The 26,324-nt window shown below is 61.2% G+C and carries 22 protein-coding genes and 1 pseudogene; 7 read left to right on the top strand and 16 right to left on the bottom strand.

Annotated features, from left to right (window positions below):
• Positions 1-472: 472 nt before the first annotated feature.
• From B5P46_RS35440 to B5P46_RS26840, 15 genes and pseudogenes are all read right to left on the bottom strand, one after another.
• Positions 473-673, bottom strand: a pseudogene (locus tag B5P46_RS35440) (winged helix-turn-helix domain-containing protein); the annotation flags it as partial.
• 28 nt (positions 674-701) lie between these two features.
• Complete coding sequence (locus B5P46_RS26775; RefSeq protein ID WP_245456293.1) at positions 702-1,544, bottom strand: NTP transferase domain-containing protein; 843 nt, start codon at positions 1,542-1,544, stop codon at positions 702-704.
• Positions 1,541-2,248 carry an XdhC family protein gene (locus B5P46_RS26780; RefSeq protein ID WP_129421362.1) on the bottom strand — a complete coding sequence of 236 codons (708 nt, stop codon included), beginning with the start codon at positions 2,246-2,248 and terminating at the stop codon, positions 1,541-1,543. Before B5P46_RS26780 ends, B5P46_RS26775 begins: the two co-directional genes overlap by 4 nt.
• Positions 2,248-2,577: an XdhC family protein gene (locus B5P46_RS26785; protein WP_129421363.1), complete on the bottom strand. Its 330-nt coding sequence runs from the start codon at positions 2,575-2,577 to the stop codon at positions 2,248-2,250. Before B5P46_RS26785 ends, B5P46_RS26780 begins: the two co-directional genes overlap by 1 nt.
• Positions 2,574-4,937: a beta-glucosidase family protein gene (locus tag B5P46_RS26790; protein ID WP_129421364.1), complete on the bottom strand. Its 2,364-nt coding sequence runs from the start codon at positions 4,935-4,937 to the stop codon at positions 2,574-2,576. Before B5P46_RS26790 ends, B5P46_RS26785 begins: the two co-directional genes overlap by 4 nt.
• 39 nt (positions 4,938-4,976) lie before the next feature.
• Positions 4,977-5,456, bottom strand: a complete 480-nt coding sequence (locus tag B5P46_RS26795; protein ID WP_129421365.1) for a MarR family winged helix-turn-helix transcriptional regulator — start codon at positions 5,454-5,456, stop codon at positions 4,977-4,979.
• A 55-nt stretch (positions 5,457-5,511) separates the two neighbouring features.
• On the bottom strand, positions 5,512-6,111 hold the full coding sequence (locus tag B5P46_RS26800; protein ID WP_129421366.1) for a cysteine hydrolase family protein: 600 nt from the start codon (positions 6,109-6,111) through the stop codon (positions 5,512-5,514).
• Positions 6,111-7,160 carry an ABC transporter ATP-binding protein gene (locus tag B5P46_RS26805; RefSeq protein ID WP_129421367.1) on the bottom strand — a complete coding sequence of 350 codons (1,050 nt, stop codon included), beginning with the start codon at positions 7,158-7,160 and terminating at the stop codon, positions 6,111-6,113. The genes B5P46_RS26800 and B5P46_RS26805 overlap by 1 nt, the downstream gene beginning before the upstream one ends.
• Positions 7,147-7,926: an ABC transporter permease gene (locus B5P46_RS26810; RefSeq protein WP_003554934.1), complete on the bottom strand. Its 780-nt coding sequence runs from the start codon at positions 7,924-7,926 to the stop codon at positions 7,147-7,149. Before B5P46_RS26810 ends, B5P46_RS26805 begins: the two co-directional genes overlap by 14 nt.
• Before the next feature lie 10 nt (positions 7,927-7,936).
• On the bottom strand, positions 7,937-8,851 hold the full coding sequence (locus tag B5P46_RS26815) for an ABC transporter permease (RefSeq protein WP_082933958.1): 915 nt from the start codon (positions 8,849-8,851) through the stop codon (positions 7,937-7,939).
• Positions 8,841-9,917: an ABC transporter substrate-binding protein gene (locus B5P46_RS26820; protein WP_129421368.1), complete on the bottom strand. Its 1,077-nt coding sequence runs from the start codon at positions 9,915-9,917 to the stop codon at positions 8,841-8,843. The genes B5P46_RS26815 and B5P46_RS26820 overlap by 11 nt, the downstream gene beginning before the upstream one ends.
• A 358-nt stretch (positions 9,918-10,275) precedes the next feature.
• The gene (locus tag B5P46_RS26825; protein ID WP_129421369.1) at positions 10,276-12,513 is read right to left on the bottom strand and encodes an MGH1-like glycoside hydrolase domain-containing protein; all 2,238 of its coding nucleotides are present in this window, start codon (positions 12,511-12,513) and stop codon (positions 10,276-10,278) included.
• A gap of 16 nt (positions 12,514-12,529) precedes the next feature.
• Positions 12,530-15,214: a carbohydrate-binding protein gene (locus B5P46_RS26830; RefSeq protein WP_129421370.1), complete on the bottom strand. Its 2,685-nt coding sequence runs from the start codon at positions 15,212-15,214 to the stop codon at positions 12,530-12,532.
• 12 nt (positions 15,215-15,226) lie between these two features.
• Positions 15,227-18,769: a molybdopterin cofactor-binding domain-containing protein gene (locus tag B5P46_RS26835; RefSeq protein WP_129421371.1), complete on the bottom strand. Its 3,543-nt coding sequence runs from the start codon at positions 18,767-18,769 to the stop codon at positions 15,227-15,229.
• Positions 18,766-19,305: a (2Fe-2S)-binding protein gene (locus tag B5P46_RS26840; RefSeq protein ID WP_245456294.1), complete on the bottom strand. Its 540-nt coding sequence runs from the start codon at positions 19,303-19,305 to the stop codon at positions 18,766-18,768. Before B5P46_RS26840 ends, B5P46_RS26835 begins: the two co-directional genes overlap by 4 nt.
• 358 nt (positions 19,306-19,663) lie before the next feature.
• Between B5P46_RS26840 and B5P46_RS26845 the strand changes: the two genes are divergently transcribed.
• From B5P46_RS26845 to B5P46_RS26870, 6 genes are all read left to right on the top strand, one after another.
• Positions 19,664-20,800: an FAD-dependent monooxygenase gene (locus tag B5P46_RS26845; RefSeq protein ID WP_129421372.1), complete on the top strand. Its 1,137-nt coding sequence runs from the start codon at positions 19,664-19,666 to the stop codon at positions 20,798-20,800.
• Entirely contained in the window at positions 20,797-21,600 is an 804-nt protein-coding gene (locus B5P46_RS26850) for an alpha/beta fold hydrolase (protein WP_129421373.1), read from the top strand. Before B5P46_RS26845 ends, B5P46_RS26850 begins: the two co-directional genes overlap by 4 nt.
• A 70-nt stretch (positions 21,601-21,670) precedes the next feature.
• A complete protein-coding gene (locus B5P46_RS26855) occupies positions 21,671-22,423 on the top strand; it encodes a maleate cis-trans isomerase family protein (RefSeq protein ID WP_129421374.1) in 753 nt (250 codons plus the stop codon).
• A gap of 13 nt (positions 22,424-22,436) precedes the next feature.
• Positions 22,437-23,078 (top strand): N-carbamoylsarcosine amidohydrolase, encoded by a 642-nt coding sequence (locus B5P46_RS26860; protein WP_129421375.1) that lies wholly within the window; start codon positions 22,437-22,439, stop codon positions 23,076-23,078.
• A gap of 45 nt (positions 23,079-23,123) precedes the next feature.
• The gene (locus B5P46_RS26865) at positions 23,124-24,155 is read left to right on the top strand and encodes a leucyl aminopeptidase (RefSeq protein ID WP_129421376.1); all 1,032 of its coding nucleotides are present in this window, start codon (positions 23,124-23,126) and stop codon (positions 24,153-24,155) included.
• Positions 24,156-24,287: 132 nt separating this feature from the next.
• Positions 24,288-24,770, top strand: coding sequence for a MarR family winged helix-turn-helix transcriptional regulator (locus tag B5P46_RS26870; protein ID WP_129421377.1), 483 nt, complete (start codon positions 24,288-24,290; stop codon positions 24,768-24,770).
• 290 nt (positions 24,771-25,060) lie between these two features.
• Here the strand turns inward: B5P46_RS26870 and B5P46_RS26880 are convergent, their stop codons facing one another.
• A complete protein-coding gene (locus tag B5P46_RS26880) occupies positions 25,061-25,576 on the bottom strand; it encodes an NUDIX hydrolase (RefSeq protein ID WP_129421378.1) in 516 nt (171 codons plus the stop codon).
• Between the two features lie 154 nt (positions 25,577-25,730).
• Between B5P46_RS26880 and B5P46_RS26885 the strand changes: the two genes are divergently transcribed.
• Positions 25,731-26,186 carry a hypothetical protein gene (locus B5P46_RS26885; protein WP_129421379.1) on the top strand — a complete coding sequence of 152 codons (456 nt, stop codon included), beginning with the start codon at positions 25,731-25,733 and terminating at the stop codon, positions 26,184-26,186.
• Positions 26,187-26,324 lie beyond the last annotated feature (138 nt).

Raw genomic sequence — 26,324 nt, forward strand, 5'->3', positions numbered from 1 at the left:
ACCTCCCGTTCGCCCACGTCCACCGGTGCCTTTTCCCAAAGCAGCGCCCCGCGCGGAACCACCACCACCGCTGGATACGAGTCCCGGGCCATGGGGCCGGAAAGAGCGACGGAGGTCTGCCCGCCCTGAGCCGGAGACCGACGGCGCCTCAGCGGGCGACATCCGCACGGCAAAGATGCTGGAGATGCTTCGAGCCCTCTCCCGCGCCGGTCGTATCACTCGAAGGTCAACCTATCCTGTTCCCGAAGCGCCAACTGCAAGGGCAGCAGCGGCCGGGTGCCTGATGCGCTTTATGCTCCTCGTGATGTTCCTGTTTATCATCTTGCCGCTGATATTTTCCCTGATAGGAGGCTCTCTACTTGGCGTACTCGACGGCTATTACTTCTGAGGATCGACGACCACGCCACGCTCCAAGCGGCTGGGGCCGGATGTCCGCGCCATCCGATCTGTTTTTTGTACCTTATACGTGCCGCTCCTCAACTACGCCGAAACGCTCCAGGTCCGTGAGTGCCGCATTGACGGTGGGCGCGGAAAGGCCTGTCTGTTGAACGAGTTGATTGGCCGTCATAAACGGATTTTGCTGAAAAAGGTCGTGGATGCGAAGCGCCGAGCCGGCTCGGTCGCTTTCGGATGTGATGCGCTCGCGGTCGTCCTTGAATACGTCGACGATCTGATGAGAATATATGCGAAATGGAGTCGCGTCAGCTTTCCGCAGGAATGCCCCCGGCCGCGATGATGGCCTCCGGCGTGTCGACGTCGATCTGCGCCGCGTCGCCAATCTCGACCTCAATCACCGGCAGCCCGGAGGCTTTGATCAAATAGCGGGCGCCGATGTCGCCCTTCAGCCGCAGAACCGCATTGTTCAGCGACCGCGGCAGGATAACGGGATTTCCGCGCTTGCCCTGCGAGACGGCACGAACGATCGATGCACCCTTGCCATCTTGAAAGGCCGTAATCAACCGGTTGAGATCGCTGCTGGTCACACCCGGCATGTCCGCGAGCATGACGAGGACACCGTCGGCACCATTCGCCTCGGCAGAGGCAAAGCCTATCACCAGGGAGCTTGCCATCCCGGACGCGTAATCCCGATTTGCGACGATGTTCAATTGCAGATCGGAGAGTGCCTTGCGGATGTCGTCCTGGCGATGGCCGACGACCACAATGACGGATTCGGCATGACTATTGCTCGCAGCCAACGCCGAACGGCGGACGAGCGGCATCCCGTCAAACTCGGCCAGCAGTTTGTGGCCGCCGTTCGGGCCCATGCGCGTCGCCATACCGGCAGCCAGAAGTACGATCGCCACTATTGGCTTTATATCTTCAGTCGCGATGGATTGTCCCAGCATCCAGGCGGCCTGGTCTTCTCCCACATCATCCGTGTTCATGCGCGCATCCGTCACGTGGCGAAGCTCAGCCTGCTTCAGCCGCGCGAGGTCGCAGTCTTTCAGAACATGGCCTTTCGAAAAAGTGCCTTCGGGCAACCTCAGCGGATGAGCAAGCACACGCCCGTTAGCGTCGTCGATGGATAACTGACCGGATTTCATGGTCCTCCATCCCCAGATAACGAAAGAGGGCGCGACCGAAGTGCTTGAATGACCTCGCCCAATATCGCCACGGCGATCTCGGCCGGATTGGAAGCCCCGATATCGAGCCCGATCGGAGCATGAATGGCTGAAAGCGCATCGGGGGTGAAACCTTCCAACGCAAGCCTGTCGGTCCTCGCAGCATGCGTCTTTCTGCTACCCAGCGCACCGATGTAGAAGCAGCCCGTCCGCAACGCCGCGGCTAGCGGAAGATCATCGATCCTCGGATCATGGGTGAGTGCAACCAAGGCCGTGTAACGGTCGAGCGGATCGAGCAGAAAAGCATCGGCAGGCCAGTCGGTGGAGAGCGGCACACCAGGGAAGCGTTCGCTAGTCGCAAAGGCCGTGCGCGGATCGATGATGCGCACATCGAAACCGGCAAGCCCTGCCATCTGCGTCAGATACTGGCCAATGTGCACGGCACCGATAATGGCGATACGCGGCGCAGGTAAATAGACGTTCAGGAACCCTCTGCCCTCGGTTGCATCGAACGCCATCGAGCGGCCGGAGCGAAAGGCGTCTTCGATCAAATCTGCGATCGGCCCGTCAAGCGGATCACCCTCTAGAACGATGTGTTCGGTATGACTGTCAAGATCAGCCAGCAGAATCGCAGCGATCCGTTTGCGGCGCGCAGCGTTTAGGCGTTGCAGGCTCGCAAGCTGCATCAGTCGAGCCTTTCGACATAAACGCGGATACGCCCGCCACAGGACAGTCCAAGGCGCCAGGCGGTCTCGTCCGTGACGCCGAACTCTAGCATCTGTGCCGTGCCACCGGCAATCACATCGAGCGCGGCCGTGACGACCGCACCTTCGACACAGCCGCCGGAAACCGAGCCTTCGAAATTGCCGTCTGCGTCGACGACCAGATGGCTGCCAGCCGGACGTGGAGCCGAGCCCCAGGTTTCGATGACCGTTGCGATGGCAACGGCGCGACTTTCATCTATCCATGTCTCGGCCGTCAATAGCGGATCGTTTGGATGTGATGCAGTTGTCATTCGAGCGAATCTTCCACGTAAGTGTCGTTCAAGCTTGCGAAGACCCGGGCGATATCCGTCTCCCTGACGCTATCGCCGACGTACCAGCTCAGGGTGTCATACAAGCCGAGGAAGGAGCCCTTTGTCTTCGCGAGAAGCGCCGTGGCTTCCGCACTGGAGATCGAAAGCGTGGCGACAAAGAAGTCAACCAGAGCGGCCTCGGCCTTCGGATGGGCAAATACCAGCGCCGCTGGAGAGTTGGGCAAAAGCACGGGCAGTGCTGGACGTTCCGGCCGGCATGGTAAAATGGCCTCCAGAAGGATATCACGTGATGATGCACCCACTTCTATGACGAAAGCCTCCGCATCCAGCACCCATGCGGAGCGGACGGCGTCGAAGTACTGGAAGTCCCGCTCAACGAGGGTAAGGGGCACCATGTTCGCCTCGCCGGGCTCCAGATACAGTTTGCAGAAGGCTTTGAGTTCCCGGATCGGCCGTTTTAAGCCGGGTTTTACCGGACGAACGTAGAGCTGAACGATCTCTTTGGCCGCGACAGACCCGGTGTTGCGGATAGTAACGCTCGCGGTACAGGCCACGCCCGGAGCGACTTCCTGTATGTCAATCCAGAGATTCTCATAGCTGAAGGTCGTGTAGCTGAGACCGTGCCCGAAGGGAAACGCCGGAACGATTGCCTTGAGATCGTAGAAGCGATAGCCGACGAAAACACCCTCGCTATATAGATGGCGCCCATGCTCACCGGGATAGGTGTGCCAGCCGGGAATGTCATGCATCCGCACGGGCATGCTGGCAGAGAGTTTGCCGCAGGGGTTCTGCTCGCCAAACAGAACGCGGGCAATCGCTTCGCCGCCGCCCTGCCCGGCGTAGAACGCGGCGAGCACGGCATCGACATCCTCGAGCCACGGCATTTCGACGGTATCCGGCATCGAGAGCACCACGATAACCTTGCAACCGGATGCAGCCAGCGCATGAAGGAGGGCGTCGTGGCTGGCGGCCAGCTTCAGTGTGTCGCGGTCGTTGCCCTCGCCGTGCCGGCTCTTCTCGTTTTCCGCAAACACCACTGTGAAATCGGCAGAAGACGCCGCCTCGACGGTCGCCTCGATCAACGCCTGCATATTGACCTCTGCGGCAGAGGAGAATGGCAGATGCTGCACCTCGAAGTCAGCCCCTGCCCGCGCGGCAATCTGAACGAAGGGGCTGTCGACGCGATAGGGATTGGTCGTGGCCGAACCGGAACCTTGGATCACGGGGATGGTAGCGCCGTCACCAACGACGAGGAGTCGGCCGGTGCTATTCGGATCAAGCGGCAATGTCCGGCCTTCGTTGCGCAGCAAGACTATCGATTCCGCTGCAATCTCGCGCGACAGAGCGTGGTGCCGGTCGAGATCGGCGACCGTGTCGCGCCGCTCCTGCGTCTTGCATTTGCGCACGAACGCCAGAACCCTAGCGCAGGCGGCATCGATCACCTCGGGCGCCACATCACCAGCCTCGATCGCCGCTCGCAGGCGGGCCTTGCGTGGCCGGCTTTCCGGCATGTCGAGATCAGTCCCGGCAGCGATCGCCGCACTACGGTCCTTAATCGCGTGCCAATCGGAGACGACAAGCCCGTCATAGCCCCATTCCTCGCGCAACACGGTGCCGAGCAACCAGTGATTTTCTGCTGCCTGGATGCCGTTCAGCCGGTTATAAGCGCTCATCACCGTCCACGGCGCGCTCTTTCCGATCACCCGTTCGAAGCCCGCCAGATAGATTTCGCGAAGAGCCCGTTCGTCGACATCGGAGCTGGTCGTTGTCCGTTCAATCTCGGAATTGTTGCAAGCAAAATGCTTCAACGAGGCGCCGACGCCATTGTCCTGTAGGCCCGAGATGACGGCTGCGGCAATGTCCCCGTTGATGAGGGGGTCCTCGGAGTAGTATTCATAGGCGCGGCCGGCAAGCGGCGTGCGTCGGATATTAATGCCTGGCCCAAGCAGGAGATGAACGCCAAAATCCTGGCATTCCGCCGCCAGCGCTTCACCCATGCGGTAGGCCAGATCGACGTCCCAGGAACAGCCAAGCAGATTGCCGTTTGGAAAGCAGGTTGCAGGACGTGTCGTGCCGAACATGCCGCCAGATGCATCGGCCTGTTGGCCGACAACCGCCAGAAACGCCTGGAGGCTGTCTTCGTCGTTGTCGCCGGCGTCGATCTGGGTTGTGGAGTAGCGAACGCCATGGGCACCATCGGTCATGACAATCGATGGAATACCGAGCCGTTCGATCGATGCGGTCTTCCACAGCCCGCGTCCGCTCAGAAGATCGACCTTTTCGGCAACCGTCATCTGGCCGACAAGCGACTTGATTTCGTCTTCGCTGGGCTGAAACATGGTATTCTCTCGATTTGTAGAAACAGGCGTGGTCTCTTCTCAACAGATCTTCTGCAGGAGCTCCATCAGCATCATCCGCTCGGCAAGCGTCAGAGTGCTCAGCGTTTCCTGCGAGATCTGCAGTGCGACCGACAGGTTGCGGGCCACTGTCGCCTCGCCTTCCGGCGTCAGCGTCAGCACCAGCCGGCGCGCGTCGGTGGCGTCGGGTGCGGTGTGCACCAGCCCACGTTTTACCAGACGGTCGACGACGCCCTTGATGGTCGCCATATCCATGGCGGTCTCGCGGCCGAGGTTGCCCTGCGAGCAGGGCTGCAGGTCCTTCAGCCTGACGAGCGCCGCCCACTGGGTGGTGGTCAGCTTTTCCGCCATCAGGCTCGCAAAGATCGCCACGTGCCGCTGGTTGGCCTGGCGCAGGTAGAAGCCGATCTGCTCGCCAAGCGTATACTGTGCCTGCTGGCCCTGCGCCTCGGTCGCTGCGGTCTTTTGTCGGCCGTCTTTTTCTTTGAACGGAACGTCCATCGGATCTCTCAAATCTGCCTGTTCCTCGTGATGACCGGCAATGGCGCTGCCGAATTCACTCTCGTCGTAAATTTAGAATGGCTTCTGTCGTTAGGATTTCAATCTGCTCCGAAAGCCTTGGCGCCAGGATCTCGATGACCATGGCATGTGCCTTCATATCGCCGCTTGCCACCGCATCCTCGGCCAGAATGACCCGGTAGCCGGCGTCGACCGCATCGAGAACGCTGGCGTAGACGCAGACGTCGGTCTCGACGCCCGAGAAAATCAGCGTGTCCGTTGCCGATCCTTGCAGCCGCTCTAAAAAACCGGGCGAGCCAAAGACCGAGTAGGTCTCCTTGTCCACGATAGACCCTGGACCGGCGATCGCCGAAAGCGGCGCCACCAGATCCAGCATGGCGACATCGAGCTCATCCAGCGTCACCGATGACCAGCGACGATAGTAGGTCTTCCAGCGACCCGTGGCATTTTCGGCACTTTGGGGCACCATGAAGCGAGCAAAGACAGTCTCAGCGGGCTGCGCTTTGCTGAGCGCCACCACATTGGGAAGAATGCCGGCAATTGCTGGCGTATGCCACGCCGTTTCCTCGGCGAAGAGGCGCTGCATGTCGATGACGACATGCAGCGCATTCCTGGAGAGTGGCGCGGGTGCCATCATCAGTCGGCCACCGGGACGGTGTGTTCCGCGGCCCAAGTTAGGGTGATGGTGTCGCCATCGCTCAGGACCTTGCCATCGCGGTTTTGTGCAAACAGCTTCAGCGGCAGACCGTCTGCCGTCTCCAACAGATAGGACAGCACGGGGCCTGCGTAGATGACGGTGGTGATGCGCGCCGTCAGGCTGTTGCCATCCGTCGGACCCGATGCGATCGACATCTTCTCCGGGCGCACCGCGAGCGTGACGTTCGAGCCGCTTGATGGCAACGTGCCTGTGGTCCTGACCATCGTTCCATCGGCGAGACGCACGGCGCCGTTCTCCACCGTCCCGGTGAGGAAGTTGGAATCGCCGAGGAATTCGGCGGCAAAGCGCGTCAGCGGCCGTTCGTAGACGGTTTCCGGCTCGCCGATCTGAACAATACGGCCCTTGTCGAGGATCGCCACCTTGTCAGACAGCGTCAACGCCTCCTCCTGGTCGTGGGTGACGAAGATCGTCGTCAGGCCGCTTTCGCGCTGGATGCGCAACAGTTCGACCTGCATTTCCTGGCGAAGGCGGCGATCGAGCGCCGACAGCGGCTCGTCGAGGAGCAGCACGCTCGGCTTGATGACCATGGCGCGGGCCAGCGCGACGCGCTGCTGCTGACCACCCGACAGCTGCTTGGGCATGCGATCGGCAAAGCCAGGCAGATGCACCATCTCGAGAGCGCGATCGACTTCCTTGCGGGCGGCGGCGCCCTTGATGCCCCGGCGTTCGAGACCGAAGGCGACGTTTTGGGCAATCGTCATGTGCGGGAACAGCGCGTAGGACTGGAACATCATGCCGATGTTACGACCCCAGACCGGGATGTCGGTGACATCGTTGTTGCCGATCGTGACGACGCCCTGGTCGGGCTTGATGAAGCCCGCGATGATGCGCAGCAGCGTGGTCTTGCCGGAACCGGATGGGCCGAGAAGGCTGGTGAAGGAGCCTTCGGGGAACTCGGTGGTGATATCGGACAGGACCGGCGTGGTGCCGTAGGTCTTTGCGACGGAATTGACTTTAACGTTTGTCACTTGTGTCTCCGGGCTTGGCGAAGCGCGCAAAAATCAGGATGATCGTCATCGAGCCGAGCAGAAGCACCGTCGAGATCGCATTGATTTCAGGGGTAAAGCCCTTGCGGATCGAGGAGTAGATCTGCACCGGCAGCGTGGTGTAGCCGGGCGTTGCGAGGAAGTAGGAAATCACGAACTGGTCGAGCGACACGGCGAAGGCGAAGAGCGCGGCGCCAAGGATGCTCGGATAAAGCAGAGGTAGCGTCACCGAGAAGAAGGCGTGAACCGGTGTCGAACCAAGGCTCATCGCGGCTTCTTCGAGGTCGGCGCGGATTGTCTTGAAGCCCGTGCCGACGACCAGAACAACGTAGGGGATGGCAAGCGCGACGTGGCCGATCAACAGGGCATGCATACCGCGCCCGATACCGGTCCAATAGAAGAAGATCAGCATCGCTGTGCCGGTGATCAGCCAGGGAATGGCAATCGGCGGCAGCAGCATGAGTTGCAGGAGACTTCTGCCGCGAAAGGTCCGGCGCGACAGCGCGACGGACGCCATGGTCCCCAAAGCCGTCGCCAGAACCGCGGTGATACTCGCGATCACCAGGCTGTTAAGACCCGCCGTCAGAAGGATGCTGTTGTCCCAGAGCGCGTCGTACCATTGCAGCGAGAAATGGAATGGCAGCTCGTAAAGTGGCGAAGCGTTGAACCCCATCGCCATCATCACGAGAATGGGCGTGTAGAGGAAGATGAGGATGGCGATGAGATAGATTGGACCGAGCGTTTTCATGATCCCTTCCTCAAGCGACCGTCCCGCGGCGCAGGACACCGGAGAAGGTTGCGAAAATTGCGAGCACGACAGCCAGCAGCGTAAAGGACAACGATGCGCCCAAAGGCCAGTTGAAGGCCTGGGTGAACTGATCCTCGATCACCGTTCCCATGGTCACGCCGACACGACCGCCCAAAATGCGCGGTTCCATGAATGAACCGATGACTGGAATGAAGATCAAAACGGCGCCGGAGATCAGCCCGGGAGCCGCAAGCGGCACTAAAATCTTGAACAGGATGGTCCACCAGCGCGCGCCGAGGCTTGAAGCAGCCTCAATGATCGCGTCGTCGATGGCCACCAGCGCGATGTAGCAGGTCAGGATCATGTACGGCAGGTAGCCGTGAACAAGACCAACCACCACGGCATAGCGCGTGTAGAGAAAGCCGATGGAACCTGCGTCCGGAGCAATCATATGCAGCAGACTGTCGAGAAAGCCGTTTTCGCGCAGCACCATGGTCCACGAAAATACTCGCACGAGACCGTTGGTCCAGAATGGCAGGAGAATGAGGATCAACAACATCTCGCGCGTCTTGCCGAAGGTCGAGCGGACCAGTGCCACGGCCGCCAGGAAACCAAGCACCGCGCAGAACAGCGTGGTCCAGAAGCCGATCAGCAGCGACGTGATACCGATCCCGACCAGATAGGGTTGATCGATGAACGCGCGGTACTGCTTCAGCGTAAAGACGATCGGGGCCTTGCCCATCGGTGTCGCCGACATGAAGCTGAACACGAACATGGTCAGCAGCGGCAGAAAGACGGCAAGTGTCAGCCACCCATAGGTCGGCAGCAGCAGCGCCGTCGTCGAAACCCATGGCGGGAGCGGGCGCCGGCTGCGCGGGCCCGAAGGTCCGCGCTCTGACGCTGATATCAGACGATCATTCTGCATAGAAGGCTTTCACTTCCTGCCAGACATTGTTGAAGGCTTCGCGCCGGTCGTCGGGAATGCCCGAGACAAAGGACGTCGTCTTCAAATATTCGGTCTTGTGTACCAGGCGGGTGAGATCGTCGGCGGGGAGTGCTGAAAGGGCTGCCGAATTCGACGAGGCGGGCGCCCCGATCTTGGTTGCCCATTCGACATAGAATGTCGGATCGATCATCCAGTTGACGAAGGCAAGAGCACCTTCTGGATTCGGAGCCGATGTCGGAACACCGAGACCATCGACCCAACCGACGCCGCCTTCCTTAGGCACTACGAACTGAACCGGAAGTTTGGAAACGCGCTTGGAGCGAACCGAACCGCCCGACCAGAACAGCGACAGGTCGAACTCCTTGGCGGCAAACGACTTGTTCCACTGGTCTTCTGTCGACCACAGCAACTTGACGTTCGGCTTGATCGACTTCAGCGCGGCCGTAACAGCAGCCAGATCCTTGGGATCGTTGATGTCCTGCCCGCTCATTAGTGCGCCGACACCGACGTTGATGATGGCGTCGTCGTCCATGGCAACGCGGCCCTTATAGGCCGGATCGGCGAGGGCAGCGTAGCTGTCGGGAACCGTCATGCCCTCGCGGATGGCAAGCGAGGTCATGCCCCAGACCCACGGAACGGCATAGCCCTTGCCGTCCTTGCTGAAGTTCGGGTTGGCGCGCAGGGTCTCGTCGACTGTTGACGCGTTTGGAACCTTGCTGAAATCGATCGGCTGCAGCAGGTCTTCGGCAACCGCCTGGGCGCAACGCGCAGCGTTGAGGATAACAAGATCATAAGCACCCGGATTGGTGCGCATCTTGGTCAGCATTTCCGATTCCGAGCTGTAGTAGTCGTGAACGACTGTGATGCCCGTCTTTTCGGTGAAAGCCTTCAGCGACCAGGCTTCGTCGGTGCCGTAGCCCTGCCAGTTGAGGACCGTGATGGATCCGGCCGAAAAGGCTTTGCGCGGCAAGGTGGAGATGCTGACGCCAGCAATCAGTGCTGCGGACATCAACTTCATTGTGTTGCGTCTGGTGAGTTCAGTCATTGTGGGACCCCTCTTGAAGATACACAGTTATGGACCATCGTGACCCGTGGTCATCGACCTCAACGGATCGGCTAGCTTAACAACAAACAACGTGCCTAAGCGCGTTTATCGTTTGTATGCATACTAAAAGCAGATAAGCACTGTCCGTGGATGCTGACCTCTGAGCAAGGTGAAGTGCGCGCTGCGACGCGGCGGCATACCCCTAAGCAGAGCGCATCACTTCAATGAGCGGCGGCATGAATCCGCGGATCTCCTGCAGACTGTTCGTTCAACCCTCTGACTTTAGCATCAGTCTTTTGTTTTTATTTGTATACAAACTATTAGTGAGGAATCGAGGCCTGTCAAGCACTGCCTTGCTTTAGTGAGCACGTGGCGATGAAAAATAGACGTCCAGCCAGCGATCCTCAGCGTGTCCAGCAATCATGACGCGTATTCCGTCGTCGCCCGACAAATAGTTGATGTCCTGCCCGTTGATACGGGCGGCAAGAACATCGCCCAATGCCAAGCCTGGCAACTCGATGTAACCAGCCTCGGAGACGGGTGCAATCGTGCAGGCCACCCGCCCGTTGGCGAAGACGATGCGCGACAGCGTCGTGTGCAGATCTGTCTTCAGCGCTGCGTGACCGTTCAATGTCATCACTAGGATACCGGACTTGACGGTCAGCCCGAGCGCTCCAGACGGCGAGACCACTGGCCCGAGCACCAAATCCTGGCCGGTGTTGCGCACCGTCCAGCCGGTCCAAGGATCAAAGTCGACAATCTCGCCGGTAGCCATCAGCGGCAGCATCGCGGCCCAGATGTAGAACGGATCGGTATCGCCCTGATCCATCGCCTCACCGGTCACTGCATTGTAGTTTTCAGAGGCGATGCGATCGTCGCGCCAGTTCTTCATGAACAGATCGTAGCTCTGGCTGGCGAGCTTGCTGGCTTCGGCAACAAAGCCGTAGCGCCGCAGGCCGAGCCAGACCATGTAGTTCACGTTCGGCCAGATGCGTCCGCGCCAGTAGATATTATCGGCGAAGGCAGGATCGTCGCGTGTTGCATTCGGAAGCACGTAGTCGCCGCCGAAGGTGCTCTCGTCGCCAAGATGATGGAGCAGCAGAGCCGCCTGCGCGGGCGTCGCCGCACCGCAAAGCAGCGGATAGAAGCTGGTCGGGGATAGCGACCGCACGAAGCCACCGCGGCGCTGCCGATTGGCGAAGATGCCACGGCTTTCGTCCCATAACGTTTGCGAGATGAGCGTACGGCTACGCTCGGCAAGGGCGGCGAATTCGTGCGCATCGTCATGCTTGCCGAGCACGGCTGCCATTTTCGACAGCATTTCGGCGTCGAGAGCCGCAGCGCAGTTCAGACCCAGATCGAAGGTCGACAGCGTGCGGGTGATGGGATCGTAGACCGCTTCGTCATGGGTCGCGGAGTTGTCCATGCCGGTTTCATTGCGCGCGCCAAAGGCTGTGCCCTTATAGAGGCCTTCGCCAACATCCGATGTTCCGCACGAGAGCAGGCCGAAGCGGTCGGGATCGCGATTTTCCTGCCACCAACGCCGATTGCGCACCAGCGCATCGTAGCTTGCTTGGATCATCGAACGTTCGCCGGTGCGCTGGTAGAGCTGCCAGACAACGAGCGCGCCAAACGGCAGTTGGCTGCGATCGACCCATGCATCGTTGGAGGTGACAATGCAAGCGATGTTGCCCTGCGGCGTCGCACCCGCCATTGCCGTTGCCATGTTTTCGCGCGCCAGGTCGGCGTCGAAAACTCCGGCGAGAAGCGCCGCAAAAATCTGGTCGTTGAACCAGACGGCAAATTTCCCGAGGTTCCAAATCCGCGTCACCGCCGTGTACGGACGCGCGTTGGTTTCGTCCCAAATGGTGTTCCATGCGACCACATCGCGGACGGCGTCGAGTGCGCCATCGAACACGCCGGTCTGCGCACCAGCGATATCGGCGGATGCTCCGGCGGCAAGGCAGGCCTGCGCCTTGGCAATCGCAAGCTCCGCGCTGTCTGCGACGCCTGCAGCATAGGCCCCCTTGCGCATCATCTCGAGATTGAAACGCAAGGCGATCACCGGTGCCTCGTTCTTGCGGGTGGCGGTGTAGAAGTAACCGTTTTCCTCGAAATCCGCCCGCAGCGCGTCGATCGTGTCGTGACCGGTCACGTGCACCGGCGCCTCGGCTGTCGCGACCGCCACGAATCGCGTGCCGACCCTCAGCAGCGTGATGTTGCGGCCCATATCATGGACCGCCACTTCGCCGCCATCGGACGAGATTGCCAGCGTCAACCAGAAGCGCAGCCCCCACTCGGCCGACACCTTGCCGTTCCAGCTGCCGCGTATGGCGAAGGGATCGGTCTTCGTCGTCGAAAAGGCGACCGTCGTACCGCTGTGATCGGTCTCCAGCTCGATCAGCGAGCCGTCGATGGCGTGACGGCCAAGGCGAACCGCGTCGCGCCGCGGCTCGATCGCGGAAGTCGTCTTGCTGCGGGTCGAGTACAGCACCGGCGTGATCCGCACGCCGAGCGGCAGGAAGACCATTTCGGCCGGCCGACTGAACCAGCTGTTCCAGGCGCGCATCAGGGGAATTGTCGAATGTTGTGGCATGATTCTGGGCTTCCGGTCAGGTTTTAAGCGGGATGAGTGTCGGAGCTGCGGTCAACCCGCTCTTGTCGAGGTTCTCGCCGAGATAGGGTGTATTGTTGTAGTAGCGATTTGCCGCCGTGTTCGCGACGCGAAGTTCCAGCGAATGGACACCGGGGATCAGCCGCCCCAAAGCAAAACGGTAGGGCCGCCAGCCCCGCCGATCGATCTGCCGGCCATCGAGGTGGGCGACAACCACGGTCGCGACCTCTGGCAATTCGAGAAACCACTCCGCCTCGTCGCCGATCTCAAGCGCCAGCCGGTAGATACCCGTGCCTGAGAAATCGGCAAATCCCTGCGTCTCCCATCCGCACTCGACCGAGATCGGCACGAATGCCGCATCGGCGCCTGGCGCGAAACTCCAGCCGACGACAAGCGATACGGCGCGCGCGGCATCGAGCGGCGGCTGGGCCGTGAGACGGCCCTCTCTTGCTATCCCCTGCGCCGTCTCGCGCAGCCGCATGCAGCGCACTTCCTGCGGGTCGAGCCTGACCGTCAGGCGGCTGAAGGCAGCGGCCTCCTCCACCTTGCCGGTCGTGGCGGACCAGATCTCGGAGTCGACGCCGTCACCGAAGGAAATCTCGCTCACCAGCGGCGTTGCGCCATCGTTGAAGAGAACAATCCGCCACCAGCAATCGGCTTCATGCCCGACCCATTGCCAAGGACGATCCGGCGAATGGCAAACCACCGCCGGACCTGATAACGGCAGCAACGACAGGAGCGCAGTGATATCTCGCCTCTCAGGCATGTGATCGATGTGCGTGGAAGCTATCGGGCTCAGCGGATCGCCGCCATCGCAAATGGTAGACAAGCGATCTCCTGACGACCAGACAACTCCGCCAGCAGCCTTGAAGGCGTCTAGCGCGCGCAACGTTTTTGCCGTCTCGAACACCGTGACCGATGGTAGGACAACAGCATCGAAGGAGAGCCCGGATGCCAGCAGGCGGCCGTTCTCGATCCTTGCCGTCGCGAGATCGGCTTCGCTGACGAACATGAAGTCGCAGCCTTCAGCCAGAAGCCCTCCGCACCATGCACCGATGTGGGTGGCATGGTTGTGGCGTGGGCCTTCTGCAAAGGCGGTATGAAGCGGATAGAGGATCGCAACCGGCGTGCGTGGGGTGGCCAGTTCGATGAAGGCAGAAATGCGCGCGGTCTCCTGCGCGAACAGATCATGATAGCTCCACCACGGCTCGAAATTGATGCCCGGCCCAAAATCGAAACGCGGATTGGCAAAGGGCGTTGGATCGTCGTCATGACCGTCAGTTTGGTATACGCCGTGCCACAGAAACTGCCGGGTGCCGAGGCAATAGAGCCGGATTGCCTGCGCCCTGACCGTCTCCAGCGTCAACTCCCATTGCCCCGCAGCGCGCACCGGCGTTCGCTCGGCACTGGCATATGTTTCGACGACGCAGCGGCTGCGGCCATTCGATCGGGCAACGGAATCGCCTAGCTTCGGCGCAAGCTGAGCAACGAAGTTGTTGGAATCGACTGCCGTTTCATGCCTCAAAGCGTCGATGCCGAAGAAATCCACCGCAAGCGCCACCCTGGGGTCGATGCTGGTGAAGCCGCCGTTCAACGACCACGAACTGATATGCGGCAGGATCTCGTGCCCGGTGAGGACAATCCCCCTGCCCTCGGCCCATCTGCGCAAAGTGCCGGAAAAGGCCTCGTTCATCAGCGCCGAATAGACGGCATAGAACCGCGCCCGTAACCGCAAGGTCCCTGGCCCGACATCACGCAGCAATGCCAGCAGCGTTTTGGCGAAAGGTCCCCCCGTGCCGCCCGAAACGGCGTCCGGCAGGCTTGGCGCGAACAGCAGGCTGTTGCCGAGGCAACCCGAGATCTGATCCCACTTGTAAAAACCCGCTGCCGGTTGGTCGTAGAACACGAAGCCGACGGGATCGGGCACGAGATCGCCAAGCGCCTCGACCAGCGGATCAAGCCCGACCTCGATGAACCGCTCCGCGGCCTCCGGCAGCAGGTAATTGATCAGCCGCGAAGTGGTCGACCGGGCGCTGACGAACACCGTCAGCATCTGGCCGTCCCCGGCCGCGCCGTCGAACGCGTAGGTGCAGGACACACCGTCGCTGTCGACGATGGATGTCCGCGCCGTCACATCGACAATCTGATCGAGGCCGACGATGCCGGCCGACGAATGCAGCAACGCCGCTTCGACCGTCCACTCACACCATTCGACCACGCATCCCTCATACTGCCACTCGACGATATCGGCGCCCATTGTCCGGGTGAACGGCGGGTGGATGCCGCTGATCTGCCCTCGCCCATGCCCTGATGACGACCAAAACAGGTGACGCTCGCGCAAGTCGTCGCGGCCCGCGACAGTTCGGCCGCCGGCATGACCGCTGATCCAGTTGTAATCGTCGTAGATCCCAAGCTTCAGCCCAAGCTTGCCGGCGATCCCGGCCGCGACTCGATAGGCTTCGAGATAGGCCGGCGACAGGTAGTCATCGCGCGACATCGCAAGCCGGGCCTGGATCAGGATCGTGCCGATCCCCTTCAGCTTGAAATCGCCGAGCTGAGCGTGGCAAACCTCCTGCGTCGGGATCGAATGCCAGAACCAGTAAGCCGACGGGCGAAACGCGGCTGTCGGGTTCTCGAACAAGTCGCGGGGGTCGATATCCTGTCCGGTTCGGATCTGGTCCAAATCGTCTGCTCCCTAGTGGCTTGCTGCCGTCACCCGTTGCATGGCTTTCGTCGTTTCCGTCCAGGCCGGCTTGTCGGGGGCGAAACGCGCTCTCAGATAATCGGCGAGGTCTTTGATCTGGTTCTCGTTCAGTGTCTGGCGGAACGCGGGCATCGACATCACCTCGGGGGCTTCCCGGCCGGTGGTCTGCGCAAGGATCGCCGGCGCCTCGACACCGTTCAGGATCGCCTGGATGAGATTATCAGGCGTCGCGGCATGCAGGTTGCTGTTGAGGGCCAGCGACGACAAAATCGAATTGCCGGTATGACAAGTCGCGCAGGCACCATTGAAAATACGCTCGCCCTTCGGCGAAATCCGCGCGGCAGAAGCCTTGGCCGCTTCACTCGCGGCAACGGCCGCCTCGCTCTGTGCCTTGGTCCCGGCGGGCGCCTCGTTGAGGCTTGCGAGATAGGTCGCCATGGCGCGGATATCGCTATCCGGCAGCGGCTGCATCACCTCGACGACATGCGCCATCGGACCGGCGGCACTGCCATGATCGCGCGAGTGTCCGGTGCGCAGGTAGTCGTAGAAGGCATCGGCCGTCCAGCCGACCGGACCCCTGGCGAACGCATTCAGGGCCGGCGCCTCCCAGCCGTCGGCAAAGCCGCCGGAAAGCCGGGCGCTGCCGCTCTTTTCCGCGCCGAGCACATTGCGGTCCGTGTGGCAGGCCGAACAGTGACCCAGGGTCTCGACGAGATAGGCGCCCCTGTTCCACGGCGCATCGCGGGTCTCGACATATTTGAACGGCTCCGTTTTCAGGAACAGCGCGTTCCAGCCCGCCATCATCGCGCGGATGCTGTAGGGAAACTTGAGCTTTGTCTCCGGCGCCTTTTCGGCGACCGGCGCCTGCGTCATCATGTAGGCGTAGAGCGCCTGAAGATCGGCATCCTCGGCGCCCGCAAACGAGGTGTAGGGATGGGCGGGATAGAGGTGATGGCCATCACGGCTCACGCCCTCGCGCATGGCCCGCTCGAAGGCCGGGTAGGACCAGGCGCCGATGCCGCTTTGCGCGTCCGGGGTGATGTTGGTGGCATAGACGGCGCCGAACGGCGTGTCGAAGCGCCGTCCGCCGGCGAAGGGTGTGCCGTCATTGCCGACATGGCAGACATTGCAGGCGCCGGCCGCAGCCGCCAGCCGGCCGCGCTCGATGGTGGCGGCGCTGTAGACGTTCGCGTCCGGGCGCTGGATGGTGCCGATCACCGGGCGCCATGGCGAGGCCATCGTGACGATGCCGGACAGAGCCGCGACCGCACCGACGGCGGACAGACCGATGTTCCACCAGTTCCGCTTCTTCGCGACCGGGGCGGCCGGCGTTTCGTCCGTCTTGCCGTTCAGCGCGGCCAGCACCAGTTCCGGCGTCAGCGGCAGCTCGCGGAAGCGAATACCGGTAGCATCGTAGACGGCGTTGGCAATGGCCGAGGCGCTGGGAACGGAGGCGGACTCTCCGACGCCGAGCGGGGGTTCGTCCTGCCGCGGCACCATTAACACGTCGATATCAGGCACCTCGGGAAAGGTGATCAGCGGATAGCCACCCCACTCCTTCGACTGCACGGCGGTCGACGAGAATTCGACCTTTTCCTTCAGCACCCGGCTGGTGGATTGAATGATATTGCCGTGGATCTGGTGGCGGACACCATCCGGATTGATCATCATCCCGGAATCCTGCGCGCACGTCACCTTGGTGACCGCGATCTCGCCAGTCTTCTTATTGACCGCGACATCGGCGACCCAGGCGGCCCAGGCGGCGGCTTTGCCCGGAAACGGCCCATGGATGTAGACGGCATAGGCGAACCCTCGCCCATAGAGCAGGTCGCCCTCGCCGCCGAGCGTGCCCCATGTCGTATGCGGTACCCAGTTTGCCCGTTCGGCCAGCGCACGCACTAGATCGACGGCGCGCGGATCGTGGAGGTAGCGAAGCCTGTACTCGACTGGATCGACGCCGGCCGCGGCTGCCAGTTCATCGACATAGCATTCGTGCGCAAACGTGTTGGGCATCGCCGACACGCCGCGGAACCAAGAGGCGCGCGCGATCGGCGGCATGTCGTGCACGGTGACGCGAAGGTTCCCGTAGGCATAGGGCGGGATGGCGGTGCGATCGCCCATCTGCACGACGTCGGAGACTGGCGGCACCTTGCCGGTGAGGATCAAGGGAAGGGTCGGCGCCAGATTGGAGGGATAGCGGGTTTCGAAATCATAGGCGGACGGACCGCCTTCCAGATCGAGACCGCCGCGCACGTCCATGATCTGGGCGGCGCCCTTCGGCTCCCAGGCATGCTCCTGTTCGCGCGTCAGCTGGACACGGACGGGCGCCTTGACGGCGCGCGACAGCAGGGCCGCATCCGCAGTGACGTCATCGGCGCAATTGCGGCCATAGCAGCCGGCGGCTTCCAGCCGCTCGACCCGGATCAGCTCTTCCGGCATGTCGAGAAGCAGCGCCAGATCGCGCCGCATCGGGAACGGGTTCTGCGTTCCCGACCAGACCGTCAGCCCACCTTCGTTGTAATCGGCCACCGCGCAGGACGGACCGATCGAGCCGTGCATCTGGTAGGGCCAGACATAGGTGCGGTTCATCGGCTGGGCGCTGCCGGCCAGGGCCATATCGACATTGCCGAGATCGGCAAGCTTGCGCGCGGTCGACGGATTGGCGCGCAGCGCCTTTTCTGGCGCGTTGAGATCCGGCCACTCGGGCGGCGCGCGCCACACGACCTTCAGGCTCTTCGCCGCCTCGATGGCGATTTCCTCGCGGGTCGCGACCACGCCGACGAAATCGCCGATGGCGACGATGCCGACAAGCCCGCGAATATGCGCGACCGATGCCTCGTCGATCGAAATCAGGCTGTTTCCGACATGGTCGCCGTGATCGAAACCGGCATAGGGCGGCCGCACGACGCGGCCATGCAGCATGCCCGGCACGCGGACATCATGCACGTAGGTCCAGCGCCCCGTCGCCTTCTCGGGAATATCGACGCGCGGACGCGACGAGCCGACCAGCTTGTAGTCCGAGGCCGGTTTCAGGGCCGCGTTCTTGTCGATCGACAGCCTGGCATGGCTGCCGGCGACGATATCGCCGAAGCTCAACCGCCAGTTCTCGCCGCCGTCGGCACGGATAATGCCGTCTTCCAGCCTCAGCCGATCAAGCGGCACGCCGACCTTCTCGGCTGCCTTGGCCAGCAGATGATGGCGGGCGGTGGCGGCGGCCTGCCGCAGCGGCACCGCGGTGATCTGGATCGTTTCGCTGGCGATGGTCGCGCCCTGGTCGGGTGCGGCGGAGGTGGTGCCAAGCACCATGTCCACATGCTCGAACGGCACGCTGAGTTCCTCGGCGACGATTTGCGCCAGGGAAGTTCGGATGCCTGTCCCGAGATCGACGTGGCCGTTGAACGCGGTCACTCGGCTATCGGCGCCCACCGCGATATAGAGTTCGGCCGCATCGCCGAGCAGTGCATCGTTGACGATCAGCAGCGTGTCGGCGGCCGACATATAGGCCGATTTCGGCATTTGGCGGTGATCGGTCACGGGGAGACCTCCTTCGCGGCTTTTGGCGAGACACCGTCCGGCATGGATCGGCGCGCTCGCTCGACCTTGGCATAGGCGACGGCCCGCCTGGCCGCGGCGAGTATTTCCATATGCGTTCCGCAACGGCAGAGGTGATGGCGCAGCGCCTCGCGAATCGTGTCCTCGTCGGGATCGGTGTTGCGATTGAGCAGGGCTGCGGTGGCGATGATCATGCCGTTCAGGCAATATCCGCATTGAGCCGCGGCCTCGTCGATAAAGGCCGCCTGGACCGGATGCAGATGCTCGGGCGTGCCGAGACCCTCGAGTGTGGTGACACGGCGCTTGCCGACCGCACCGAGCGGCACCGTGCACGAGCGAACGGCGCGACCATCGACAAGTACAGCGCAGGCACCGCATTCGCCGAGCCCGCAACCGTATTTCGGACCATTCAGGGAGAGATCGTTTCTGAGGATATAAAGAAGTGGTGTTTCCGGGCTTGCTTCGACGCTCTCGACGGCGTCGTTCACATTCAAACTGAAGCAAACTGGCAGTGTCAAAGCAGGCCCTCCGCACCGGAGAACGAAACACAGACCACGCCTTTTTCCATTGGCCGAACCGCTACGCAGCAGACATCGCGCGGACGCCCACAAACCATAACGATGCGACAGTCACCGACTCTTCGCATCTATTGCCCCTTTTATTTTATTAAGAAGCGTATACGCTTTATAGTGACGAATGACAAGCCGGATTTTGCCATTGCGATTTTGCTAGTATATTCAATTGCTAGGCGAATTTCTGCTTAATTTGGATGAAAATCAAAGCCTCGCTATTGCTATTTAGAGTGTATGCGCTAGACTTTTGCCTAGCCTCCAATCGTGGGAACAATGCGTCGAAAGACAGCTAAGAAGGGTCGCTATGTCTAACCGAAAAGAAAAGATCGCGATTATCGGCGCCGGCCTCGGCGGCGCCGTCGCGGGTGCGCTACTCCAGCACGCGGGTTTTGACGTCAACGTCTATGAACAAGCGCCGAGCTTCTCGCGCCTGGGCGCCGGCATCCATATGGGGCCGAACGTCCTGAAGATTTTCGAGCGCATCGGCGTCGACAAGAAGGTCATCAGCATCAGCAGCACGCCGAGCCATTGGTTCAGCCGCGACGGCATTACCGGCGAATACACCGCGCGGGTTCCGCTCGAGGGCTACGGCCAGACCTATTGCACCGTTCACCGTGGCGACCTGCAGGCCATTCAGTGCGATGCGCTGCAGCCGGGCACCTTGCATTTCGGCAAGAAGCTGGCTCGCCTCGACGACAGCGGCACCGACGTACTGATCGAATTCGAAGATGGAACCTCGGTGCGCGCCGATATCGTGATCGGCGCCGACGGCATCAATTCGCGCGTTCGCGAAACGCTGCTCGGCGAAGAAAAGCCGAATTACAGCGGCTGGGTCGGCCATCGCGCCCTGATCTCGTCCGACAAGCTGAAGAAATACGACCTGACCTTCGAGGATTGCGTCAAGTGGTGGGGTCCGGACCGTCACATGATGGTCTACTACACGACGGCCAGCCGCGACGAATATTACTATGTCACCGGCGTTCCGCATCCGGCCTGGGAATTCGATTCGGCCTTCGTCGACAGCAGCCGCGACGAGATGGCGGCTGCGTTCGAGGGCTATCATCCGATCATCCAGGCGCTGATCGAAAGGACCGATGGGGTGACGAAGTGGCCGCTGTTCAACCGCAACCCGCTCCCGCTTTGGAGCAAGGGCCGCCTAGTGCTGCTCGGCGATGCCTGCCATCCGATGAAGCCGCACATGGCGCAGGGTGCCGCGATGGCGATCGAAGACGCCGCCATGCTGACCCGTTGCCTGCAGGAAACCGGCATCAACGATTTCCGCACCGCTTTCGGACTGTATGAGACTAACCGCCGCGACCGCGCGACGCGTGTCCAGAGCGTTTCGAACGCCAACACCTTCCTGCTCAAGCAGGAGGATCCCGCGTGGGTCTATGGCTACGACATCTATGCCGAGCCGCTGAAGAGCGAGACCGCAGCATGAGCGGCGGCGCGTTGTACGGGGCGAACGTCTTCGCCAACGGCATTCGGCAACACTATCTGCGCTACGGCGGAAAAGGCCCTGCCGTCATCCTGATCCCCGGCATAACCAGCCCGGCGATCACCTGGGGGTTTGTCGCCGAGCGGCTCGCCGAACGCTACGACGTCTACGTGATCGACGTGCGCGGCCGGGGGCTGTCTTCGACCGGTCCAGATCTCGAATACGGGCTCGACACAATGGCCGCTGACGTCGTCGGCTTCGCCTCAGCGCTCGGACTTTCCGCTCCGGCACTGCTTGGCCACTCGATGGGTGCACGCATTGCAATCCGGGCCGCCGTTTCGGCACCGAAGGCGTTCTCGCGGCTTGCGCTGATCGATCCGCCTGTGTCTGGCCCCGGACGTCGCGCCTACCCGAGCAAGCTGCCCTGGTATGTCGACAGCATCCGCCTGGCGCTGAAGGGCATCGATGCGGAACGCATGAAGGCGTTTTGCCCGACATGGACCGACGAACAGCTGAAGCTGCGCGCCGAATGGCTGCACACCTGCTACGAGCCCGCCATCGTCACCGCCTTCGAGGACTTCCACAAGGACGACATCTTCTCCGATCTCCCGAAGCTCAACCAGCCAGCCATGCTTATGGTTGCCGGTCGCGGCGGCGTCATTGAGCCGGTGGACGAAGACGAAATCCAGGCACTTTATCCAGCGGTGGAAATCGTGCGCGTGCCCGATGCCGGGCACATGATCCCATGGGATGATTTCGACGGCTTCTTTGCCGCGCTTGGAGATTTTCTCTCCCGTTATTGAAACGGCGACGGGTCGACGATCCGCCGCCGTTTGTTTGGCACCCGCTTTTGCAACGCAGAGGATTCCATCCGTGCAGAAATATTACCGTATCGGCCAGATCGTTCCGAGCTCCAACACGACGATGGAGACTGAAATTCCCGCCATGTTGACGGCGCGCCAGTCCATCCGCCCCGAGCGCTTCACCTTCCACTCCAGCCGCATGCGGATGAAGAAAGTGGTCAAGGAAGAATTGGCAGCGATGGACGCCGAATCCGACCGTTGCGCCGTCGAGCTTTCCGACGCCCGCGTCGATGTTCTCGGCTACGCCTGCCTGGTTGCGATCATGGCGATGGGCCTCGGCTATCACCGCCAGTCGGAAAAGCGCCTCACCGGCCGCACTCAGGAAAACGACACGAACATTCCCGTCGTTACCAGCGCCGGCGCGTTAATCGAGGGCCTGAAGGTGATGAAGGCAAAGAAGATCGCCGTCGTCGCACCTTATATGAAACCGCTGACCGAACTCGTGGTGAATTACATCCGGGAAGAGGGCTTCGAGGTCATGGATTGCCGGGCCCTTGAAATTCCCGACAATCTCGATGTCGCCCGCCACGACCCGGAAAATCTCCCGGCCATTGTCCAGACGCTTGATCTGTCGAACGTCGATGTCATCGTGCTGTCGGCCTGCGTGCAGATGCCGTCGCTGCCGGTGATTGCCAAGGTCGAGGCCATGACCGGCAAGCCGGTTCTGACCGCCGCTGTGGCGACAACTTACTGCATGCTCAAGAAGCTCGGTCTGGAAGCAGTCGTGCCGGGCGCCGGCGCACTTCTGTCCGGCGCATACTGAAGAGAGACCGATCATGCAGAGCGCGGAAAGCAATTATCAGGGCGTCTGGGGCAACCGCATCGGCTTCGGCCAGCGCCCTGCCCTGCTCGTCATCGATTTCCTGAAGGGGTACACCACGGAGGGCGCGCCTCTCTACGCCCCGGGCGTGGTTGACGCGGTCGCGCAGACGCCGGCGCTCATCCAGGCCGCCCGCGACGCCGGCATCCCGGTCATCCATACGCGCATCCTCTATCTTGCGGAAAACTGCGCTGACGGCGGCATGTGGGTGAAGAAATCACCCGTCATGAAGGGAATGGTCGAAGGCAATGTGCTGGCCGAGTTCTGCGCCGGCGTCGAGCCTGCCAAGGGCGAGCTCGTTATCGTCAAGCAGTATGCCAGCGCTTTCTTCGGCACCAGCCTTGCCTCGCAGTTGCATGCGCAGGGCATCGACACCGTGATCATGGCCGGCTGCTCGACCAGCGGCTGCATCCGCGCCACAGCCGTCGACGCGGTCCAGCATGGATTCCGTGGCATCGTCGTGCGCGAATGCGTCGGCGACCGGCACCCGGATCCGCACAATGCCAATCTTTTCGATATCGACAGCAAATATGGCGATGTCGTTTCGAGGGAGGAGGCGATCGCCGAAATCGCCAAGGTCAAGTCCAACTGTCCGTAACTGGACGAAACACCCAAGCATTCAAGCAAAGATAAGGGAACGAGCATGGATCAATTCAGCTTCACGGAAATTTGCCTGCATCAGTTGAAGATGTCGGGCGTCCACGAGGGCGAAAAACTCATCGTCCTTACTCAGGGCAACGAGCGCCTCGATTACGCCGACGCCTTCATGGCGGCGGGCATGCGTCTTGGCGCCAAGATGTATCACATGCGTTTGCCGCCGGTGCCGCCGGCAGGTGCATGGGCGGTCGGCCAGACAGGCCTGGCTGCCATGCCGGAAGCGGTAGAGGCCCTGAAGGCCGCCGACATGCTGATTGATTGCATCTTCCTGCTCTTCAGCCCGGAACAGATGGCGATCCAGGCGGCCGGCACGCGCATCCTGACTGCCGTCGAACCGCCGGAGATTCTCGCACGCATGCTGCCGACAAAGGAACTGCGCGAGCGCGTCGAATTTGCCGGAGACCTGCTGTCCAAAGCGAAGGTGATGCGGATCACCTCTCCGCAAGGCACAGATGTCACCTACAAGCTCAACACCTATCCCGCCGTTACGGAATATGCGTGCACGGACGAGCCGGGCCGTTGGGATCATTGGCCGTCCGGGTTTGTCTTTACCGGCGGTGACGACGATGGCGTCGACGGTACAATCGTCGTTGCTCCGGGCGATATTCTGCTGCCGCAGAACATCTACGTGCGCGACCCGATCATCTATACGATCGAGAACGGTTGGATCACCGACATTCGCGGCGGTCTCGATGCCGAGCTGGTCAAATCCTACATGGCAGGTTTCAACGACCCGCGTGGCATGGGCATGAGCCATGTCGGCTGGGGCCTTAATCAGAACGCCAAGTGGCATCGAATGGTGCCCGGCGAATTCCCGGGCGGCATGGGCATGGAAGCACGCTCCTTCTACGGCAACGTGATGTTCTCCACTGGCCCCAACAACGAGCTCGGCGGCCCGAACGATACCGCCTGCCATCTGGATATCCCGATGCGCGGTTGCTCGCTGTTCCTCGACGATGAACTGATGGTTCTTGATGGCGACATCGCCGTTAAGGAAATGAAGCACAACTTCAAATAACTGAGATTACCAAGCCGCTCCGCGTGAAATCGCGCGGAGCGGATGCGGCTCGACACGCCTTGACCGGCGCAACCTGCTGTGGTGTGTCCTGCATTCCCGCCAAAGACGCCGAACCGATGGACCACGCCGACGATGACCGCAAAAGATACCGAACAGTTGCCTGAAGCCCCTGCGCCTCAGAATGGCTACCATGTCACGGAGCAAGTCGGACATCTGCTGCGCAAGGCCTATCAGCGTCATCTGTCGATTTTCCAGACCAATGCCAGCGATCCAGACCTGACATCGGTGCAGTTCGTGACGCTGTGCGCGCTGCATGACCTCGGTCCGAGTTCGCAGGTCGAACTCGTCAAGGCGACCTCCGTCGACCAGGCGACCATCCGTGGCATTGTCGAGCGGCTGAAGGCCCGCGGACTGATCGATCTTTCCAAAGACGAGGCCGACGGCCGCAAGGTGGTGATCTCGCTGCTGCCCAAGGGCGAGGCCCTGCTCGAGGAGATGTACCCCCGGGCACATCTCATCAGCGAAGAGACTGTTTCACGCCTCAATCCGGCAGAACGCATCGCTTTGTTGTACCTCCTGCGCAAAATCGCTGATGACGAGTGTGCAGAACAGTAGGGTACTTTATGCGATCAGTCGTTGAGCATTGCCGGTCTTGATGGGGTTCGAACCGCGATCCTCCATTTTTCTGGACTCGACTTGATGAAAATCCCGGCTTTTAACTTCCGACGTATCACTACGAAGGTCTAGAAAATGTCCCGACCGCCAGAGCGCGGCGGATAGTCTTCCGTGATGTGTCAGCGTTTCATCCATATCGGTAAGGACAAACCGGACCGAGCGAAACTCCGCGTTTTCGGCCTCGGAGAACGGCCTCATTCGGCGCCCGGTCGGTATGCTAAAATCAGATGTCATTGTTTTCCAACCGGTTTGAATTCCACAAGAAGCGACTTCAACTCGATCTCACGAACGCGCCTTGCTGCCTCGCCCGGAATGACCCATGCCAATGTTCGTTCACCTCGCTCCTTGAATTTGCCGCTCACCTTCGAAATCTCAATCTCAAAAACATCAACGATGCATGGAGCGACATCCCCATCATCGAGCAATTTGAGATATGTGTATCTGCCGACTGCCCTTTTTCGTCCGCGTCCGCGCACACCCGCTTCTTCCCAGGCCTCGACGGCTGCGGCCTCATGGGGCTTTTTCCCCTTCATGGGCCATCCCTTCGGGATGATCCAGCGTCCGGTGTCGCGGGATGTTACCAATAGGATCTCGACCGCTCGATCGTCGTTGTAGCGAAAGCACAAGGCCCCATATTGCTGACGAAATGCTCCTGAAAACAGCTTTTCTGGCTTAGACGCAAGTTGTTTGAGAAGCGACAACGGGTGCTCCGAGGCGGCATTTTGACTTTTCTTTTTCGGTGCCATCCGAACTGGATAGCCGAGGCAGTGCTTTTACTCAATTCACTTGTAACCCTGAGTGGAATGCGGATAACTGCCGAATTGCAACCTACTCGGCAGATCGCGCCGATTCCCTTCCGTCGGCGATGCGGCGGAGGTCCGCTTTGAGATTGCATTTCCGATGTTTCATTCCCTTCGCCAGATCAGTGCCCGGCCGCAATTGCTGCTCCTGGCCTTCATGATCTTCGTCCAGGGTTCCGCCTATGGCTCGACCCTGCCCTATCTGTCCATAACGGCAATCCGCGGACTCGGCATGAGCGATCAGGCCTATTCGGTTCTCGTCTTCGTGACATCGGTGTCGGCGGTCACCATCAGCGTCTCGCTCGGCATTCTCTCCGACCTGATCGGCGACCGGCGCAGGATCATGATCGCCATGGCGCTATCTTCCTCTTCCCCTCGGTGCCGGTGTTCATCGTCGCTACGGCGTTCGTCATCCCGTTCTTTCAGTCCGTCAGCTCGCTGGTCCTCGTGGGCGTTCGAGCGGAAACAGCCGGCCTTCCCGGCCGCGACGCCGCAGCGATCAACGCCACCGTCCGGGCTTTCATGTCGGCCTCATGGGTGGTCATGCCGCGCCTGACGCGACTGTCACGCCTTGAAAGGAGTCGAACCGCCGGCGCTACTATCAGATCTTTTCGAGCTCTGACAAATCACCCGTTTGAGCGCGTGGCATGCCTTTAGGGACTAACTATTTGAATTGCATCTCGTAAACCTATAT

This window comes from Rhizobium leguminosarum, assembly GCF_004123835.1.
Classification (GTDB): Bacteria; Pseudomonadota; Alphaproteobacteria; order Rhizobiales; family Rhizobiaceae; genus Rhizobium; species Rhizobium leguminosarum_M.

Coding starts and splice junctions, on each gene's coding strand:
- B5P46_RS26775 (WP_245456293.1), bottom strand. CDS start 1,544: ATGAAATCCGGTCAGTTATCCATCGACGACGCTAACGGGCGTGTGCTT.
- B5P46_RS26780 (WP_129421362.1), bottom strand. CDS start 2,248: ATGCAGCTTGCGAGCCTGCAACGCCTAAACGCTGCGCGCCGCAAACGG.
- B5P46_RS26785 (WP_129421363.1), bottom strand. CDS start 2,577: ATGACAACTGCATCACATCCAAACGATCCGCTATTGACGGCCGAGACA.
- B5P46_RS26790 (WP_129421364.1), bottom strand. CDS start 4,937: ATGTTTCAGCCCAGCGAAGACGAAATCAAGTCGCTTGTCGGCCAGATG.
- B5P46_RS26795 (WP_129421365.1), bottom strand. CDS start 5,456: ATGGACGTTCCGTTCAAAGAAAAAGACGGCCGACAAAAGACCGCAGCG.
- B5P46_RS26800 (WP_129421366.1), bottom strand. CDS start 6,111: ATGATGGCACCCGCGCCACTCTCCAGGAATGCGCTGCATGTCGTCATC.
- B5P46_RS26810 (WP_003554934.1), bottom strand. CDS start 7,926: ATGAAAACGCTCGGTCCAATCTATCTCATCGCCATCCTCATCTTCCTC.
- B5P46_RS26815 (WP_082933958.1), bottom strand. CDS start 8,851: ATGCAGAATGATCGTCTGATATCAGCGTCAGAGCGCGGACCTTCGGGC.
- B5P46_RS26820 (WP_129421368.1), bottom strand. CDS start 9,917: ATGACTGAACTCACCAGACGCAACACAATGAAGTTGATGTCCGCAGCA.
- B5P46_RS26825 (WP_129421369.1), bottom strand. CDS start 12,513: ATGCCACAACATTCGACAATTCCCCTGATGCGCGCCTGGAACAGCTGG.
- B5P46_RS26845 (WP_129421372.1), top strand. CDS start 19,664: ATGTCTAACCGAAAAGAAAAGATCGCGATTATCGGCGCCGGCCTCGGC.
- B5P46_RS26850 (WP_129421373.1), top strand. CDS start 20,797: ATGAGCGGCGGCGCGTTGTACGGGGCGAACGTCTTCGCCAACGGCATT.
- B5P46_RS26860 (WP_129421375.1), top strand. CDS start 22,437: ATGCAGAGCGCGGAAAGCAATTATCAGGGCGTCTGGGGCAACCGCATC.
- B5P46_RS26865 (WP_129421376.1), top strand. CDS start 23,124: ATGGATCAATTCAGCTTCACGGAAATTTGCCTGCATCAGTTGAAGATG.
- B5P46_RS26870 (WP_129421377.1), top strand. CDS start 24,288: ATGACCGCAAAAGATACCGAACAGTTGCCTGAAGCCCCTGCGCCTCAG.
- B5P46_RS26880 (WP_129421378.1), bottom strand. CDS start 25,576: ATGGCACCGAAAAAGAAAAGTCAAAATGCCGCCTCGGAGCACCCGTTG.
- B5P46_RS26885 (WP_129421379.1), top strand. CDS start 25,731: ATGTTTCATTCCCTTCGCCAGATCAGTGCCCGGCCGCAATTGCTGCTC.